The sequence below is a fragment of the Planococcus sp. FY231025 genome, assembly GCF_052078085.1.
Classification (GTDB): Bacteria; Bacillota; Bacilli; order Bacillales_A; family Planococcaceae; genus Planococcus.
The window spans coordinates 81,120-99,247 of sequence record NZ_JBQJJG010000010.1 but is presented as its reverse complement, the minus strand read 5'-3'; the positions used below and the strand labels follow the sequence as shown (position 1 = coordinate 99,247).

Annotated in this window: 17 protein-coding genes; 11 read left to right on the top strand and 6 right to left on the bottom strand. The window is 52.0% G+C overall.

What is annotated here, in order from left to right; all coding sequences use genetic code 11:
• Positions 1 to 32: 32 nt before the first annotated feature.
• Positions 33 to 1,025: a sodium:calcium antiporter gene (locus ACTL32_RS15770; protein WP_441342372.1), complete on the bottom strand. Its 993-nt coding sequence runs from the start codon at positions 1,023 to 1,025 to the stop codon at positions 33 to 35.
• A 55-nt stretch (positions 1,026 to 1,080) separates the two neighbouring features.
• Positions 1,081 to 1,587 (bottom strand): antibiotic biosynthesis monooxygenase family protein, encoded by a 507-nt coding sequence (locus ACTL32_RS15765; RefSeq protein ID WP_441342371.1) that lies wholly within the window; start codon positions 1,585 to 1,587, stop codon positions 1,081 to 1,083.
• Positions 1,588 to 1,790: 203 nt separating this feature from the next.
• Between ACTL32_RS15765 and hemE the strand changes: the two genes are divergently transcribed.
• The 3 genes from hemE to ACTL32_RS15750 are packed head-to-tail and all read left to right on the top strand — an operon-like array spanning position 1,791 to position 4,300.
• Positions 1,791 to 2,837, top strand: coding sequence for a uroporphyrinogen decarboxylase (gene hemE / locus ACTL32_RS15760; RefSeq protein WP_441342370.1), 1,047 nt, complete (start codon positions 1,791 to 1,793; stop codon positions 2,835 to 2,837).
• Between the two features lie 43 nt (positions 2,838 to 2,880).
• Positions 2,881 to 3,795 carry a ferrochelatase gene (gene hemH / locus ACTL32_RS15755; RefSeq protein ID WP_441342432.1) on the top strand — a complete coding sequence of 305 codons (915 nt, stop codon included), beginning with the start codon at positions 2,881 to 2,883 and terminating at the stop codon, positions 3,793 to 3,795.
• A 40-nt stretch (positions 3,796 to 3,835) separates the two neighbouring features.
• Complete coding sequence (locus ACTL32_RS15750; RefSeq protein WP_441342431.1) at positions 3,836 to 4,300, top strand: FixH family protein; 465 nt, start codon at positions 3,836 to 3,838, stop codon at positions 4,298 to 4,300.
• Positions 4,301 to 4,350: 50 nt separating this feature from the next.
• On the opposite strand, the gene yhfH is transcribed toward ACTL32_RS15750, so the two are convergent.
• Positions 4,351 to 4,476 carry a protein YhfH gene (gene yhfH, locus ACTL32_RS15745; RefSeq protein ID WP_204892999.1) on the bottom strand — a complete coding sequence of 42 codons (126 nt, stop codon included), beginning with the start codon at positions 4,474 to 4,476 and terminating at the stop codon, positions 4,351 to 4,353.
• Positions 4,477 to 4,619: 143 nt separating this feature from the next.
• Here yhfH and ACTL32_RS15740 point away from each other — a divergent pair, with 143 nt between their 5' ends.
• The 7 genes from ACTL32_RS15740 to ACTL32_RS15710 all read left to right on the top strand — a co-directional run bounded on the left by ACTL32_RS15740 (position 4,620) and on the right by ACTL32_RS15710 (position 13,844).
• A complete protein-coding gene (locus ACTL32_RS15740; RefSeq protein WP_441342369.1) occupies positions 4,620 to 5,612 on the top strand; it encodes a lipoate--protein ligase in 993 nt (330 codons plus the stop codon).
• Between the two features lie 73 nt (positions 5,613 to 5,685).
• Positions 5,686 to 6,390: a response regulator gene (locus tag ACTL32_RS15735; RefSeq protein ID WP_441342368.1), complete on the top strand. Its 705-nt coding sequence runs from the start codon at positions 5,686 to 5,688 to the stop codon at positions 6,388 to 6,390.
• Positions 6,390 to 7,463, top strand: a complete 1,074-nt coding sequence (locus ACTL32_RS15730; protein ID WP_441342367.1) for a sensor histidine kinase — start codon at positions 6,390 to 6,392, stop codon at positions 7,461 to 7,463. Before ACTL32_RS15735 ends, ACTL32_RS15730 begins: the two co-directional genes overlap by 1 nt.
• Entirely contained in the window at positions 7,396 to 8,166 is a 771-nt protein-coding gene (locus ACTL32_RS15725) for an ABC transporter ATP-binding protein (RefSeq protein ID WP_441342366.1), read from the top strand. The genes ACTL32_RS15730 and ACTL32_RS15725 overlap by 68 nt, the downstream gene beginning before the upstream one ends.
• Complete coding sequence (locus ACTL32_RS15720; RefSeq protein WP_441342365.1) at positions 8,138 to 10,075, top strand: FtsX-like permease family protein; 1,938 nt, start codon at positions 8,138 to 8,140, stop codon at positions 10,073 to 10,075. The genes ACTL32_RS15725 and ACTL32_RS15720 overlap by 29 nt, the downstream gene beginning before the upstream one ends.
• A 99-nt stretch (positions 10,076 to 10,174) precedes the next feature.
• Complete coding sequence (locus ACTL32_RS15715) at positions 10,175 to 11,728, top strand: fatty acid--CoA ligase family protein (protein ID WP_441342364.1); 1,554 nt, start codon at positions 10,175 to 10,177, stop codon at positions 11,726 to 11,728.
• 139 nt (positions 11,729 to 11,867) lie between these two features.
• A complete protein-coding gene (locus ACTL32_RS15710; protein WP_441342363.1) occupies positions 11,868 to 13,844 on the top strand; it encodes a S9 family peptidase in 1,977 nt (658 codons plus the stop codon).
• Positions 13,845 to 13,904: 60 nt separating this feature from the next.
• Here the strand turns inward: ACTL32_RS15710 and ACTL32_RS15705 are convergent, their stop codons facing one another.
• The 3 genes from ACTL32_RS15705 to ACTL32_RS15695 form a co-directional block, all read right to left on the bottom strand.
• Entirely contained in the window at positions 13,905 to 14,228 is a 324-nt protein-coding gene (locus tag ACTL32_RS15705; RefSeq protein ID WP_441342362.1) for a DUF5658 family protein, read from the bottom strand.
• Positions 14,229 to 14,914: 686 nt separating this feature from the next.
• Positions 14,915 to 15,463 carry a flavodoxin family protein gene (locus ACTL32_RS15700; RefSeq protein WP_441342361.1) on the bottom strand — a complete coding sequence of 183 codons (549 nt, stop codon included), beginning with the start codon at positions 15,461 to 15,463 and terminating at the stop codon, positions 14,915 to 14,917.
• Between the two features lie 52 nt (positions 15,464 to 15,515).
• Positions 15,516 to 16,292, bottom strand: coding sequence for an enoyl-CoA hydratase-related protein (locus ACTL32_RS15695; protein ID WP_441342360.1), 777 nt, complete (start codon positions 16,290 to 16,292; stop codon positions 15,516 to 15,518).
• A gap of 105 nt (positions 16,293 to 16,397) precedes the next feature.
• Between ACTL32_RS15695 and ACTL32_RS15690 the strand changes: the two genes are divergently transcribed.
• Positions 16,398 to 18,014, top strand: a complete 1,617-nt coding sequence (locus ACTL32_RS15690; RefSeq protein WP_441342359.1) for an ABC1 kinase family protein — start codon at positions 16,398 to 16,400, stop codon at positions 18,012 to 18,014.
• The last annotated feature ends 114 nt before the right edge of the window (positions 18,015 to 18,128 follow it).

The following is an 18,128-nucleotide window of genomic DNA, read 5'->3' as shown; positions in this document are numbered from 1 at the left end:
GGATAGCATAAAAAAAGAGCCGCTTGGCTCTTTTAGTAGGTGAAATTCAGGTAGGAAGCAAGAAAGTAGATAAGAATGATCACAATTGACGGCAGCGAATAGGTCAATGTCGACATCGTTTTTCTCTGGACGAGCGAGAAAAGCGCCAGGATCGTCATGAAGAACACGCCTACTGCAATGATCATGTGCGATCCGGACACTGCAGACAGGATGGGACCGGCTGTATAGACGGGATCGGACAGCGCCAGGATGATCATATTGAAGACGTTGCTGCCGAAGATTGCGCCGACTGCCATATTGACGTTGCTGAGCCGCAAGGCGACAAAAACGGAAATGGCTTCCGGCAGCGAGGTTGTAGCGGCAATCAAGAAGCTGCCGATAAAGCTCGAGCCGATGCCAGTGATAATCGCGATCTGGTCGCCAAGAACCGACAAGGCCGTCCCGGCACCCAGTATGATGATAGCGGCAACTACAAAGCGGGAAATAGCCGCTTTTGCCGAAAGGTCGGCAGTCGGATTCCGCGGTTCGGTCTCGGGCACTTCGACATTCACTTCGGGCTGTGATTTGGGCAGCCTGTTGATGAGGACCATGCCTAAGATGTAGGCGGCTCCTATAATCAGCGCATCCAACCCGATGCCAAGGACCGATACGTCAATCCGCAGCCATAATGCCGCGATGACCAGCACCGTCAACAAGAGGCCTAGCAAAGCGGTGTACATATGGTCGCGGGAAGCGGTCTCCAGAATGCGGCGGCGGCGCAAGAGGAAGTCGAACATCGCCAAGATGAATAAATTGAACAAATTGGATCCGACCATGTTGCCGACTGCGATGTCGGCATTGCCAATGGCGGCTGCGGAGATGCTGGTGGAGATTTCAGGGAGCGAGGTGGCGCCTGCCAACAGGAGCGTGCCGACCATCATGCCGCCCATTGCTGTTTTCTCACTGATGACGTCCGCGTATTGCGATAGTTTGATCGCAGCAAAAACGGTGACTGCAGCGGCAAGAATAAAATAAACGAAAACCAATGCGGAACCTCCTATCTAAAAATGCAGGCAACCTTATACAAGGCTGCCTGGATTTTTATTCTTCCGGTTTTGCTTTATAGGTAGTGATATACGATGCACCGGAGAAGATGTGCTGGCGCTTTTCAGCCGGCGCTTCCTCGGAATTCGAATGGGCTTTGGCGAATGCCTGGGACTCTTTCCATTTCTCGAAGAAAGCGGGGGATTCCCATTCGGTCAATACAACGTAAGTGTCCGAATCCAACGGGCGCAACACCCGGAAAGCGACATAGCCCGGCTCGTTCTCGATCGCGCCTGCACGGTTTTTGAAGCGGTGCTCAAAAATCGGGCGGCCTTCATCGGTCACCGGAATATTATTGAAGACGAAAAAGCCTTTTTCCTTGAACGTCCCGGTGCCATCGACAACTTCATAGCGCCGCGGTGTCTGGAAAATGCTTTTTCCTTCGGTTTCATGCAGCAGGAGGGTGGTGTTTTCGCCCTGCATTAGCACCATCGTTTCATTCGGGTGCTTTTCGCGCATCTTTTTCATGAAATCGTACGTTCCAGTGGTCATAAATAGGTTCATTTGAATTCCTCCTCAACAAGTCTCTCATTATATAGCCTTCCCTTATAAAAAATGCCTGAAACACAAAATGGCAAACGCGTGAAGTGAGAAGCGTCTAATTTATGACATTTGCGGAAGGATTCTATACAATAGGATGCGGAGCGTCTATAGTAAATACGGATATAGAACGATTTATGAGAAGAATCGAAAGGATGTATAACGAAATGACACAATTCAATGATACGTTTTTGAGGGCGGCGCGCGGGGAAAAGACCGACCATGTACCTGCTTGGTATATGCGCCAAGCTGGCCGTTCGCAGCCTGAATATCGGAAAATCAAAGAAAAATATTCCCTCGAGGAAATTACGCACCAGCCGGAGCTTTGTGCCTATGTCACGAAATTGCCGGTCGACCAGTACAACGTCGATGCGGCGGTCCTGTACAAAGACATCGTGACACCGCTGCCGGCAATCGGCGTGGACGTGAAAATCAAAGCGGGCATCGGCCCGGTCATCGATAACCCGATCCGTACGATGGCGGATATCGAACGCCTTGGTGAAATCAATCCGGAGCAGGATGTGCCGTTCGTGCTTGAAACGATCCGCATCCTCACACAGGAACAATTGAATGTGCCATTGATCGGATTTTCCGGTGCACCGTTCACATTGGCGAGCTACATGATTGAAGGCGGCCCTTCCAAGAGCTATAACAAGACAAAAGCGATGATGGTGTCACAGCCGCAAATGTGGTTTGCGCTGATGGACAAGCTAGCCGATACCATCATCCCTTATGTGAAAGCCCAGATCAAAGCAGGCGCCAAAGTGATCCAGATCTTTGATTCGTGGGTCGGGGCATTGAACGTGGAAGACTACCGAATCTTCATCAAACCGGTCATGGAGCGGATCTTTGCGGAACTCCGCACAGAAGGCGTGCCGCTTATCATCTTCGGCGTGGGCGCAAGCCATCTTGCGAAAGAATGGCATGACCTGCCGGTGGACGTTGTCGGCCTTGACTGGCGCCTGCCGATTTCCGAAGCGCGCGCAATGGGCTTGACGAAAACTCTGCAGGGCAATTTCGATCCATCTTATTTATTGGCGGACTGGCCGATCATCGAAGAGCGCGTGAAAGCGATTCTTGACATGGGCATGCAGCAGGACGGCTATATCTTCAATCTTGGGCACGGGGTTTTCCCGGAAGTGAATCCGGATACGCTGAAACGCCTGACTTCATTTGTACATGAATACAGCGCTGCCCATAAAGTAGGCAAGTGACGAACAACAACTATCCTATGAGGTGATTTCTTTGAAGAAGACAATGGGTTTATTGGTGATGGCGTATGGAACGCCTTACGAAGAAGCGGATATTGAACGCTATTACACGCACATCCGCCGCGGCAGAAAGCCGAGCGAGGAAAGTTTGGAAGATTTGAAGAGCCGCTATAAGGCGATCGGCGGATTGTCGCCGCTGGCGAAAATCACGCAAGACCAGGCAGATGCCCTTGGAGCCCGCCTGAACGAAGTGCAAGACGATATTGAGTTCAAGGTCTACCTGGGCTTGAAGCACATCGAACCGTTCGTCGAAGACGGTGTGGAAGCGATGCACCGCGACGGCATTACGGAAGCGGTATCGATCGTCCTTGCACCGCATTTTTCGACGTTCTCTGTGAAGTCCTATAACGGGCGTGCAGCGGAAGCGGCTGAAAAAGCGGGCATCCGGTTGACTTCAGTCGAAAGCTGGTACCAAGAGCCGAAGTTCATCCAATATTGGAGCGGAAAAGTAAGTGCGGCGTTTGCGGAAATGAGCGAAGAAGAGCGGGCGAAATCGTGCCTGATCGTCTCTGCGCACTCCTTGCCGGAGAAGATCATTGCCAATGGCGACCCTTACCCGGATCAATTGAAGGAAACAGCTGACTTGATCGCAGCGGCAGCCGGCGTTGAAAACTACGAAGTCGGCTGGCAGAGTGCCGGACAGACTCCGGAGCCTTGGATCGGGCCGGACGTGCAGGACCTAACGCGCGACCTGTTTGAACAAAAAGGCTATACGTCATTCGTCTATACGCCAGTCGGCTTTGTAGCGGATCACCTGGAAGTGCTGTTCGATAATGATTATGAATGCAAAGTGGTATGCGATGAAATCGGCGCCACATACAGACGCCCGGAAATGCCGAATGTCCAGCCATTGTTCATCGATGGATTGGCAGACGTAGTATTGAGAAAACTGGCTGAATAAAGCCCGGGCAGAAAAAGAAGGAGCGGAGACTACCTTGAAAATGAAACAGCTGACGCTGCTGATGCTGGTGTTTCTTTTGCTCGCTGCCTGTGGAAACGAAGAAAACGGGACGGCTAGCGGCGGGAATATTGAGCCGCTGACAGTGGAGATCTTGACTCCGGAAAAAGTCCAGGCTGATGAGCCGGCGCTTTTGTCGGCTTCCGTCAAACAAGGCGAAGAAACCGTAGAAGACGCGGACGAAGTGATTTTTGAGGTTTGGGAATCCGGAAACCGCAACGGGGCAGAAATGATCGAAGCGAAACATACAAAAGACGGCGTTTATGAAGCGGAAGCGGAACTTGGAGAAGGCCTGTATTATATTCAGGCCCACACAACCGCCCGCTTGATGCATGCCATGCCGAAACAGGAAGTGACGGTCGGCGATCCGGACCCGGCATCGATTGTTCCGGATGACAGTGATGACACTGAAGGCATGAAAAACGTCGAAGAACATACCGGACATTAAATGAATACAAAACAAAGCCGCCCATGGTTCCATGGGCGGCTTTCGTTATTTTAGAGATTATTGCAGGAATCACATTGGCTTCCGTAGCATTCATGCTGTTCATCGATTTTTTCTCCACAAGTTGTACATTGTTTAGGGGGCAGGTTTTTGAAAAATTCTACGACATTTTCAATCATTTTCTCCACTCCTTTTTGTTATAGTACTGTTGGTGTTTATAGAAGTGTATTATAACAGTTAGGATCCGTCAACCCTTAACCGTGAACTTTTTCAAATTATCCGTTAAAATAGAGGAAGAACCGTACGTAAAAGGAGAGAAATCATGTATTTCGTAGACAATAACGGCATTACTGACCCGCGCATCAATTTGGCCATCGAAGAATATTTATTGAAGAATATGGACGTAGAGAAAGATCCGTTCCTGCTGTTCTATATCAATGAACCTTCTATCATCATCGGCAAGAACCAGAATACAGCAGAGGAGATCAATACGGATTATGTGGATTCCAACGGCATACACGTCGTTCGCCGGCTTTCCGGCGGCGGCGCGGTTTACCATGACCACGGCAATCTGAATTACAGCTTTATTACCGTAGACGACGGCAACAGCTTCCGCAATTTCCGCAAGTTCACGGAACCGGTGGTTGAAGCACTGCAAAGCCTTGGCGTCAACGCCGAGCTATCGGGCCGCAACGACTTGATGGCGGAAGGCCGGAAGATTTCAGGCAACGCGCAATTCTCGACGCGCGGACGCATGTACAGCCACGGAACGCTGATGTTTGATACAGAAGTGGATGCTGTTGTATCAGCGCTGAAAGTCAGCAAGGAAAAAATCGAGTCGAAAGGCATCAAGTCGATCCGCAGCCGGGTCGCGAATATTTCCGAGTTTCTTGAGAACCCAATGTCTGTAACGGAATTCCGGTCTGCCATCTTGCATTCGATTTTCGCTGGCGAAGAAAACGTCCGGTATTATGAATTGACGGAGCAGGATTGGGCCGGCGTCCATGAAATTTCAAAAGAGCGCTATGGAAACTGGGATTGGAATTACGGCAAATCGCCGAAATTCAACGTCAAGCATTCGCACCGCTTCCCGGTCGGCGGCATCGATGTCCGCCTCCAAGTGGAGAATGGAACGGTCCAAGATGCCAGCATCTACGGCGACTTTTTCGGTGTGGGCGATGTCTCGGAAATCGAGGAGGCCATCACAGGCGTCAAGTACGAGCGCGTTGCGCTTGATGAAGCGATCAGCGGATTCGATATTCCGAAATATCTCGGCGGCATCACGAAAGAAGAGTTCCTCAAATTAATTTATTAAGAATTAGTGAAGAGCCTGCTAATGAGCAGGCTCTTTTGTTAGAATGGAAGGAAAACAGGAAGGGGGAACCGATATGGCAAACAGACGGATATTCATCGTGGAAGACGATTTGAAGATTGCGGCCATGCTGGCAGAAACGCTGCGCAAATACCATTATGAAGTAGAGACCGCAAAAGACTTTGATCGGATTCTGGAAGAATTCGAAGCGTTTGATCCCCATATGGTGCTGCTTGATATCAATCTGCCCTCCTATGATGGATATTATTGGTGCCGCCAGCTGCGGCAGCTGTCGACATGCCCGATCCTGTTCATCTCCGCCCGTTCCGGGGAGATGGACCAGGTTTTCGCACTTGAAAACGGAGGGGACGATTTCATCACGAAACCTTTCCATTACGAAATCGTCCTTGCAAAAATAAAGAGCCATTTGCGCCGGGCATACGGAGAGTATGCGCCGAAGCAGGAAGAACGTTCAGTGAAAGCAGGGCGCCTGATTCTTTTCCTGGAGCGCATGGAGCTTCAGGTGAAAACGGAGACGATTCCGCTGCAGAAAAAGGAATGCACCATCATGGAACTGCTGCTCGCCCAATACCCGAAAGTGGTGACGCGCGAGCAATTGCTGGAAGAGCTGTGGGATGATCAAACCTTTGTGGATGAAAATACGTTGAACGTCAATATGACGCGCGTCCGGAAAAAGTTGGCGGACTACGATGTCCAGTCGGTGATTGAAACTGTCCGCGGTTCGGGCTACCGGCTGCTGATCGCTGAGGAGGAACTGTAATGCTGCGTTTGTTTTTCAAAGAGCATGCGGCCTTCATCGTCTTCCAGGCGGGGCTTGTCGCGTTCATCATGGCGCTTTACTGGCTGGACGGATTCCGCAACCTGGACACGGCCATCTACTCGTTCGTCATCAGCACTGTCCTCGTCATGCTTTTCCTCGCTGCGAGATTCGCCAAACGCTACCGCTACTACCAAAAAATCCTGGCAATGCCGGAGACGATGGAACATGCGCTGCAGCGCGAAGGCAAAGCGCCCGAAGAACTGCAAGCTGAAAAATACCTCCAGGAAATCTACCGGCTCTATCAGAACGAAGCACAGGCGCTGTATGCGACGCAAAAGCGCCATCTTCAATTCATGAACCAGTGGGTCCATCAGATGAAGACACCGCTGTCGGTCATGCAGCTCCTATTGCAGGAACCGGGTGAACTGGATAAAAACAGTGTGCGTGAAGAAGTAGACCGCCTGAAAGCAGGGCTCGATACCGTGCTGATGAACGCCCGCCTTGATACGTTCGAGGAAGACATGCATATCGAACAAGTGGAACTGCGGGGGATTGTCTCCGAAGTGGTCAATGAAAACAAGCGCATGTTCATTTCCAAGCGCGTGTATCCGGAAATAGATGTAGACGGGCAGTATATAGTGGCGACTGACCGGAAGTGGATGAAGTTCATTCTGGGGCAGCTGCTGACCAATGCGCTCAAATATACGTTCGAACCGGACAAGAAAGTGCTCATCAAAGCGGAATGCCACGGGGGAAGTGCATTGCTTTCGATCCGCGATGAAGGCATCGGCATCCCGGCATCCGATCTGCCCCGCGTGACCAAGGCGTTCTTCACCGGGGAAAATGGCCGCAAGACCGGCGAGTCGACCGGCATGGGCTTGTATCTAGCCAAAGAAGTCTGTGTGAAATTAGGGCATCAATTGTCCATTTCTTCAGAAGATGGAAAAGGGACAACGGTATCCGTCCTGTTCCGCAACCAAGACACCGCAACTGGGGGAGAAGAACATGCCGTTATTGAAAATAGACGAAGTGACCAAGGTGTACGAGGGGAAAGTGACGCACCGGGCGCTTAACCAATTGAGCTTTGAAGTGGAACAAGGCGAATTCCTGGCTGTCATGGGGCCTTCCGGAAGCGGAAAGACGACGCTTTTGAATGTGATTTCCACCATTGACAGCTTGACAGCAGGGGAGATTTTGATCGATGGCGTCGATCCTCACCGGCTTGATAAAAACGAATTGGCGCTGTTCAGGCGCCGCAAGCTCGGCTTCATTTTCCAGGACTTCAATCTCTTGCAGATGCTGACGGTCGAGGAAAACATGGTGCTGCCGCTCACACTCGATTATGTGCCGACGGATGAGATGGCGTCGCGTGTAGTGGACCTTGCGCAGAAGCTCGGATTGGTGCCGCTGCTCCATAAGCGCCCGAATGAGATCTCGGGAGGCGAAGCGCAACGCACAGCGATCGGGCGTGCCCTGATCCACCAGCCGGCGATCATTTTGGCCGATGAACCGACCGGGAACCTGGATTCCAAGGCTTCCCGGGACGTCATGGAATTATTGTCAGGCGTCAGCAAAGAAGGCGCGACCATCGTCATGGTGACGCATGACCCGATAGCGGCAAGCTATTGCGACCGGGTGCTGTTCATCAAGGACGGCGAATTTTTCAATGAAATCTACGGCGGCGATGTCCGCCAGACGTTCTACCAGAAGATCTTGAATGTCTTATCCTTGCTGGGGGGGAACGTGAATGACCTTTCGGCAACTCGCTTACCGTAATGTCTTCCGCAACCGCAGAAGCTATGCCGCGTTCTTTTTGGCGAGCGTCTTCTCGGTGATGGTGTTTTTTGTGTATTCGATGTTCATCTTCCACCCCTTGTTTGAAGAGGACGGGCTGCAGCAGCTGGCTGTGCGCGGCATGTTCATCGCGGAAGTCGTGCTGTATATTTTCACGCTGTTCTTTTTGTTTTATTCGATGAGCGCTTTCTTGCAGGCCCGCTCGAAAGAGTTCGGCATCCTGATGCACTTGGGCATGACGAAAAAACAGCTGAACAAACTCGTCTTTTTTGAGACGATGATTCTCGGGACGGTCTCGACGGTTGCCGGCATCGTGCTCGGCTTCGCTTTTTCGAAGTTCTTTTTCATGATCGGCCGGGAAATCATGCAATTGGAATCCCTGCCGCTGTATGTATCCTGGAAGCCTTTTGCGCTGACAATCGGCGCTTTTGCGAGCCTGTTCATCATCATTTCCGTCATTAGTGTAGCGTTCGTCCGCACCAAGGGGATCTTGGACCTGCTCCAGGGCTATTGGAAAACCGAGGAAGTGACCCCGGCGTCCAAATGGCTGTCGGCGCTCGGCTTCCTGTTGTTGGCGGCTGCCTACGGGCTGGCTGCGGTTGTCACCGACAAAACCGTCTATACGATGGCAGTCATCATCCCGCCGCTCGCGACGCTTGGGACTTATCTGTTTTTCACGCATTCCATCCATACGCTGCTGAACCTGTACAAGCGGAAAAAAGGGGTGTATTGGCATAAGACGCGCCTCGTCTCGCTCGCTGAAGCGTCAGTGAAGCTGAAAGACAGCGCCCAGATGTTTTTCATTGTCACCATTGTGTCGACCGTGGCGTTCCTGACAGTGGGGACGCTGGCTTCGTTCATGTCCTACACGGGGGATTTCCGGGAATCCAATCCGCTCGGGCTGATTTACATTTCGTTCAGCGGCAATGATGAGGAACAGGAGCATGTCGAATCCCTCATTTCCCAGCTGGAAGAAAAAGGGCTGGGCTATGACCTGGTCCCGCTAATCATCAAACGCCAAACCTCCACCATGACCGGCAATGATGTCGACATTGTGCGGGCATCGGATTTCAACCGATTGGCTGTGACGCTCGGTTTTGATACAGTTGCGCCGGAGCGGGGCAAAGGGCTCTTCATCCCGTATTCGAAAGAGTCGCTGAAGGAACTTGGCGAAAGCAGCACGGACACGGTCCTGATGGAAAGCGATATCGCTTTGTCGATTGATGAGGTGTATCCGCACGTCATGCTGCCGGTCAATACGGTGAATTTCAACAGCATTGTGGTCAATGACCTCGACTACGCGGCCATCGACAAGCCGCTTTCCGGTTTCGGCGATGGCGAATCGACGTTCACCTATTATGCGTTTGATATTCCGGAATGGGATGAGACAGTCCTGGTCGGCGATGAATTGACCGCCATGATGGACAGGGCGGTCGAGGAGGGCAACTTCACTGGATTGAATTTCTTTTTTGTCAATCCCGGGGAAGATTACCGGCTTTTCAAATCCTCTTTTGCCATCTTGCTGTTTATCGGCGTGATGGTCGCTGCCGTCTTTTTGCTGGCAGCAGGCAGCTTCATCTACTTTAAACTGTATACCGGCTTAGAGCGTGACCGGAAGCAATATGCGCTGCTCGTCCGACTCGGCATGACCGACAAGGAACTGCGCCAAATCGTCAACCGCCAGCTGATTCCCCAATTTTTCCTGCCATGGGGCCTGGCGCTCCTGCACAGCACATTCGCCTTTGTTTCGCTCCAAGTGGTGTGGGACGAATTCGCGGAATTGTCGATCCTCGGAGAGATGGTGGTGGTGCTGAGCGGCTTCACGGTGGCTCAAATCCTTTATTTTTTCCTCATCCGCTGGCGCTATATCGACCATTTGCAAGCATCGTAAATTTTACGGTGCTTGTTGTATTGTCTGAACATTTATTTTATAATGAAAACAGTGCCAATTATGAATGAGGATTCATTCAATACGAAAGAGGGATGGAAGATGACTCTAGTTAACCGTGTTCATGAAATTTCACAACAGAATCCGGGTAAAACCGCGTACCACTTTATGGGGAAAGATACGTCTTACGGAGAATTTGACGGATCGGTCGCAAAATTCGCCGGCGCACTGCAGGACCTTGGGGTACAAAAAGGGGACCATGTGGCATTCCTGCTTGGCAACACGCCGCATTTTATGATCGCTTTATACGCAACGATGCGGGTAGGGGCTACGGCTGTACCGATCAACCCTATTTACACGCCAGATGAAATCGCTTACATAGTCAAAGATAGCGATGCCAAAGCAGTCATCGCGCTGGACATGCTGCTGCCGCTCGTCGAAAAAGCACATGGGGCGCTGCCGAACGTGGGCGCTTATATCATATGTGAAACCGATCCTTCGGCTGCCGAGAAAATGGCGCAGCTGCCGGACGCCGTCAAGCCGAAAGTCCATTCGTTCACGCGCTTGTTGATGGCTTCTCCGGCTGTCGAACAAGCGGTAGCAGTAGCGGATGATGATGTAGCGGTCATCCTTTACACATCCGGAACCACCGGGAAGCCAAAAGGCGCGATGCTGACGCATGCAAATCTTTATTCGAATGCACGCGACGTCGGCGTCTACTTGCAGATGCAAGAAGACGACCGGATCGTTGCGACCTTGCCGGTCTTCCACGTTTTCGCGTTGACTGTGGTCGTCAATGCACCGCTTTTGATGGGGGCGACGATCATCCTGGTTCCGCGCTTCAATCCGAAAGAAGTGTTCGAAGCCATCAAGTCGCAAGGGGCCACCGTGTTTGCAGGCGTGCCGACCATGTTCAATTTCATGTACCAGTTCCCGGAAGCGCAGCCGGAAGATTTCGCTTCCGTGCGTCTGGCGATTTCCGGAGGCTCCGCAATGCCGGTTGCACTGCTCCATAACTTTGAGGACAAGTTCAATGTCCGCATCTCTGAAGGCTACGGTTTGTCCGAAGCCTCGCCGGTCACGTGCTTCAACCCGATCAACCGTGAACGCAAGGCTGGTTCAATCGGCACATCCATCGTCAATGTTGAAAACAAAGTCGTCAACGAGTTGGGCGAAGAAGTGCCGGTCGGCGAAGTCGGCGAATTGATCGTCCGTGGCCCGAACGTCATGAAAGGCTATTATAAGATGCCGGAAGAAACCGCTTCAGCGCTCCGTGACGGCTGGCTCTACACAGGCGATTTGGCGCGCGTCGATGAAGAAGGTTATTTCTTCATCGTCGACCGGAAAAAAGACATGATCATTGTCGGCGGCTATAACGTCTATCCGCGCGAAGTAGAAGAAGTGCTATTCGCCCATCCGGGCATCCTGGAAGCCGCAGTTGTCGGTTTGCCGGATCCGAATTTCGGAGAAGAAGTCAATGCCTATGTCGTTCTGAAAGACCCGTCGGTATCGGTGGAAGACCTCCGCGCCTATTGCTCGGAGCATCTGGCGAAATACAAAGTGCCGCGCAACTTCGAGGTCCTCGAAGACCTGCCGAAGAACACAACAGGAAAAATCCTGCGCCGTTCTTTGAAAGACCAGGCGATGAATAGATAATATAACCGGTTTAGGCTCTTGCAGCCTAAGCCATTTTTTCTTTTGCGGATGAATTTAATTGTATAGCCGGACAGTTTTCCTTATAGTTAGAAGAGCAACTATTGCGGCAATCGAAATATATTCCTAGGGAGGAATTATAATGGCAAAAAAAGCGGTGGACATAAAAGACCTCACAGTTCTGGAATCGGTAACCGACCCGAAGATTTCGCCGGACGGCACGCAGGTGCTGTTCGTCCGGACGATGATGGATGAAGAAGAAAATACATACATAGGGCATCTGTTCCACGGAGAGTTGGCTACCGGAAAAATCACGCAATGGACCCATGGCAAAGAACGGGTATCTTCACCGCAATGGTCGGAAGATGGCAGCCAAGTGGCGTTTCTCTCGACGCGCGACGAGAAAAAACAATTGTACGCCATGCCGGCAAGCGGGGGCGAAGCACGGGCATTGACCGATTTCGAAAGAGGCGTCAATGCGTTCCGCTGGTCCCCGGAAGGCAAAAAAATCTGGTTTGATGCGCTGGTCAAAGACGGCCAAGCATTCTCTGAGAAAGAAGAAAAAGAGGAAAAGAAAAAACCGGAGCCGGTATTCGTCAACAAACTGAAATACAAGATGGACGGCATGGGCTTGTTGCCGCAGGATGTGCACCGCCATATCGGATGGGTGGATGTGGAGACGAAGGAGACGGAGCAGCTGACCGAAGGCGATTTCAATTACACGCTTGAAGCGGTCTCGCATGACGGCAAGAAACTCGTCTACGGCGTGACGCGCGAAGAGAACCTCGATTTCGTATTCCGCCAGCCGCTGTACTTATATGACACAGATTCAAAAGAGGAAACCCTGATCGCCGATGAAGAAGGCTATTTCGACGGTGCTGCGTTCTCGTTCGATGACACAAAAATCGCGTTTATCGGAAGCACGCGCCGATACGAAAATGCAACGCACACAGAAGTCTACGTGTACGACATCAGTGCCGGGACGCGCTTCGGCCTGACAGAAGGCATCGATGCCCCGGTCGGCGATTACGTCGTTGCCGACCACCAACAGGCGGCAGCAGCACCGGCACTTGTCTGGACAAGGGATGATCATTTGTATTTCCAAGTGTCGTCCATGGGCGATGTGCGGCTGTATTTCGCTTCGCTTGACGGCGCGGTATATCCGGCGTCACCGGAGATGGAGCATGTCTACGGATATGACATTTCACTTGATGGAACCTTTGCGGTTGCCGCCATCAGCAATCCAGTCAACCCGGGCGAATTGTACAAATTGACCATTGCGACAGGCGAACGCGAAGCTTTGACGGCTTTCAATAAACCCTATCTGGAAGAAACGGAATTGATCCAGCCGGAATCCGTCATCGCGAAAGGAGCGAATGACTGGGACGTACACGGCTGGCTCATGAAGCCGCGCGATTTTGCGGAAGGGGAGAAATATCCGCTTGTCGTCAACATCCACGGCGGCCCGCATGCGATGTATGCGAACACGTTCGTCCACGAGATGCAGCTCCTAGCAGCCCGCGGTTTCGGCGTGCTGTATGTCAATCCGCGCGGCAGCCACGGCTACAGCCAACAATTCGTCGATGCAGTGCGCGGCGATTACGGCGGTGCGGATTACGAAGACATCATGGCATCACTCGAAGCGGTGATCCAAGAACATAGCTGGATTGATGCGGAACGCCTCGGCGTCACCGGCGGCAGCTACGGCGGATTCATGACCAACTGGATTGTCGGCCATTCGGACCGGTTCAAAGCGGCCGTCACCCAACGCTCGATTTCCAATTGGGTGTCGTTCTTCGGCGTTTCGGACATCGGCTATTATTTCAGCGATTGGCAGATCGGGGCAGATATGGGTGATGTCGAGAAGCTATGGGCGCATTCCCCGCTGAAATATGCCAAAGATGTCAACACCCCGTTATTGATTCTTCATTCAGAGAACGACTACCGCTGTCCGATCGAACAGTCCGAGCAGCTGTATGTGACACTGAAGAGCATGGAGAAAGAGACGGAGTTCGTCCGCTTCCCGGAGGCGGACCACAACCTTTCCCGCACCGGCAAGCCGAACTTGCGCTTCATCCGCCTGGAGCAGATTACCGGATGGATGGAAAAATATTTATAAAAACCAAACCAAAGACGCCCGGCAGTAGCCGGGCGTCTTTGTGCGTGCGGGCGCGGGTCTTCAGGCGATGACAACGAGGGCGAGCCAGCCTGCATGCAGGAACAAAATCATGGAGTATAGAGCGTTAGCGGAAAACAACAAGTAGCGCCAAGGGCGGGAGCGGATGAAGATGAACGGTGTAAAAAGCAGGGCGAACAGGCAGACGGACAGCAGCAGCTTGATCGACAAAATGGAAAAAGGCGAGAGCGAGCTGAGCAGCGGATTCCCTTCGGTGATAAAGCCGAAGGTAAGTCCGATGAACGTCAGCAATCCATCAAGGACATTCAGAATGCCAAGCGCCCAGACATGCATCTTTAAAGGAGCGTGCGTTTCAGCCGTTATCATGTTTCACCTCCTATTTATGTTTAGGCGGACGGGGAATCGGATTTTTGCCTTTCCACAAGTACAGTTAGTAAAGGAATACCCACATAAATCACTTTTTAGACATACAATTGAACTACGGATTAATATTATTTAATAAAATAATTCTCGTTAATAGGCATTAATAGCTATTTAATTAAAGGATTAAGCGAGAAGTGAACAAAAAAAGCAACCAATCTGCTTGATTGGCTGCTTTGTAGGATGTTGAGAAACCTTCGTTAGATAAGTTTATCAAAGAAATAAACGTCTTACCCCGCTTCGGTCGCTTTGGGAAGGGCAAAGACGATTGCTCCTGCGCAAGCTCGTCGCAAAAGAGGTGCCCAAAAACTTTTGTGCACCTCTTTGGCTTTCGCCATGAGCCGGGAAAAGCATCCGTCTCATAGCTTCGCCTAGCCCGTAAACGCGCCGGCGCTGGTTTCGCTCTTTAAAAGCTGATAACTTTATCCGTTTTAATAGAGCTATCTGAGATATGAAGCAAAACAGCGGAGACGCCTGCGGGACAGCGAGACAGCCGAGACCCCGCAAGTCGCGTAAGCGACTGAGGAGGCTTGGCGCTCGCCCGCGGCAAGCGCAGCTGTTTTGCGGAATATCGGTTATTTCAGCAAGAAAAAGTGTTTTATTTCTCTCTCGACAGACCAAGAAGGAACGCCTCAAAGAGGCGCTCCTTCTTTTTTGGTATGCAACGCCATTTCGATAAAGAAGCGGATCTCGTCATCGAATTGCTTCATGTGTTCTTTTTGGACACGGAAGTTGGTTGCGTATTTGATTTTATTGCGCTGTTCTTCAGGGAGCAGGTTGTTGACCCACAGTTCTGCCACCGCCGCCGGTTTATGCGGCGTCAGGGCGGCCAGTTCGGCCGCTATCTTTTCCCGCTGGCCAGCCGCGCCGCTGCATAAAGTGATAAAGGAATAATCCGTCAGTTTATCCTTCTCCTGTTTGATGAATGTCCGCATCGGCGCAGCGATTTTCCCGGCCCAGATCGGCGCCAGCAAAATGATCGGCCCATAGCCGCTTGGATCAAAATCAAGCGGGGCAAGGCGCGAATTGCGCTTCACCAGGAAATCGACAAAAATGGAAAGGTCTTTCCGTTTCTTCTTCTCCTTGATCTCGAACATGTCACAGGCGATTCTGTCCCGCAGTTCTAGAGCCAATTTTTCGTTGTTTCCTGAATAGGAGTAATAGACGATTAACGGTTTCATGAAATACCCTCCTAGGATTTGGCTGTGGCGAACAGTGGCTGTGGACGGCTGCTTATTTCCCTTTGAAAACCGGTTTCCGTTTCTCGCCGAATGCAATGAGCGCCTCGACGCGGTCTTCTGTCGGAATGGTCAGCTCGTAGGCTTTCCGTTCGATGTGAAGGCCGGTCTGCAAATCGGCGTTCATGCCGTTCTTGATGGCGAATTTCGCCTGCTGCAAGGCGATCGGCCCGTTGGCAAGCATCAGATCGGCGAATTCGCCCGTTGTTTCGATGAGCGTGGCGCGCGACGCGACTTTTGTCACCAAGCCGTAGTCCAGTGCTTCTGCAGGCTTCAGGCGGCGTGCTGTCAAAATCAGCTCCATGGCTTTGGCTTCGCCGATCAGGCGCGGCAGGCGCTGTGTCCCGCCGGCGCCCGGTATGATGGCAAGGCTCGTCTCGGTCAATCCGAGCAGCGTGTCGTCCGCGATGATGCGGAAATCGCATGCTAAGGCAAGTTCCATCCCGCCACCGAACGCAAAGCCATTGATCATGGCAATGGTCGGCTGCGGCAAGTTTTCGATGGCAGAGAATACCTCGCCGATTTTATAGATGTTCCGTTTGACATGCTGCTCAGTCAGCGTCTTCCGCTCTTTCAAGTCGGCCCCCACGCTGAAAGCTTTCTCGCCGGCTCCCGTAAAGATCACCAGCCGGATATCCGGATTGATGCGGATCGCTTCAACGACCTGGCCGAGCTCCGTCAACATATCGTAATTGAATGCATTCATCGAATCCGGCCGGTTCAGTGTAATAAAGGCCAGATTGCCTTGTTGTTCATAATGAATTGTGTTCATTTCCATGCTCCCTTCATGTAGTTCCATCCATAGAAAACATACCATTTTTTGGACTATTTCGCTATCCCGCTCTATAATAAAGCGCAGAGAGGAGGAGACCTATTCATGAACCGCATTTCGATTATCCGTATTTATCGCATCGTCTTCATGGCGGTTAAATTCTATATACAAGCAACGCTGTTCCAAAGGCGCCACCGCGGCGCCTGGAATCCTCTCGTGGAGGAGAAGTGGAACCGGCTCGTCACCAAGCAAGCCAAGCAGTACAAGACGCTTGCTTTGAAACTGGGCGGGCTGATGATCAAGATGGGGCAGTTCCTGTCTACACGGGCAGACATCATGCCGCCGTCGTTTCTCGAAGAGCTGGAAGGGCTGACCGACCGGGTGCCGTCCGTAGCGCGGGAAAAAATCGTTTCCGTGCTTGAATCCGAATGGAATTCTCCTTATACAAGCTATTTATCCGAACTGTCAGCAAGCGCCGTGGCTTCCGCTTCCATCGGGGAAGTGTACAAAGGCGTTTTGAAAGACGGCACCATTGTCGCGCTGAAGGTGCAGCGGCCGGGGACCGACCGGCTGCTGCGGGCGGATTTCCAGGCCATGCGCATTGTCATCTGGTTTATGAAAACTTTCACGCCGCTGTCCAAGCAGATCAATTTCACACAATTGATGCGGGAAATGACCGAAACTATCGGCGCTGAATTGAATTTCCTCCAGGAGCTGCAGAGCGGGCGGTCATTTGCAGACCGCTTTTCCGGGATGGAAGGCATCCGTTTTCCGGTCTATTTCGATGAAGTGTCGACCCGCCGCGTGCTGGTCATGGAATGGATCGAAGGAGCGCGCATCACCGACTTGGCGTTTATTGAAAAGCATGAACTCGACCGCCACGAAATTGCGGAGCGCCTGTTTATCCTGTTTCTTGAACAAGTCCTTTATGGCGGGCAGTTCCATGCCGATCCGCACGGCGGCAATATTTTGCTGAAGCCGGACGGCACCATCGTACTGATCGATTTCGGGATGACCGGCACCATCACCAAAGCGGACGCCCAGGCGGTGCTGCGGATCGCCGAAGGCATCATCTTCAAAAATTATGATCAAGTACTCGATGCGCTCGAGGAATTGCGCTTCCTGCTGCCGCAGGCGAACCGCGAGCTGCTGGCAGACACCATCGCCCGCTTGGTGGCCGCTTATGAATCGAACGAATTGATGCAGATGGACAGTTTTGTCGTGGAGCGGCTATTCAAGGACATGCAGAACATCGTCCGCACGCAGCCCGTCCAGCTGCCGGCCGAGTTCGCTTTCTTCGGCCGAGCGGCATCCATCTTTGTCGGCGTGCTCAACGTGCTCGATCCCGGCATCGACTTGCTGGCGCTTGCACGTCCGCGTGTCATCGAATGGGCGTCTTCCCAGCAGGAAGAAAAGCGCGTATTCGGGCGGGGGGATGTCCTTCGCTGGGTGCTCAATGCTTCGGGCCCTTTGCGCGTATTCCCGCAGAAAGTCATCAATTACCTGGAAGAACCGGAACGCATGCGCCATTACCTGGAAAACCGGGATGGCCGGGAGCGTGAACATCAGCGGAATCTCCAAAGCCGCATGCTGGCCGGCATTTTCACTGTGCTGTCCTTTGCCGGCATCTCGGTATCGGTATGGTTCTGGAACGAGCCTTATCTCTGGGTTTCCTCCGGGTTTTTCGTCGGCTCGCTCTGGGTTTACCGCTCCATCAAATAATGTTCTGCCTGTGCCGCAACCGGCGCAGGTTTTTTTATTTGCCGCGGGCTCTTGCATTTTCGGGAAATGCAGGTAAAATTAAAAATGAGAACAAACGTTCCCTTTTGAGGAGGT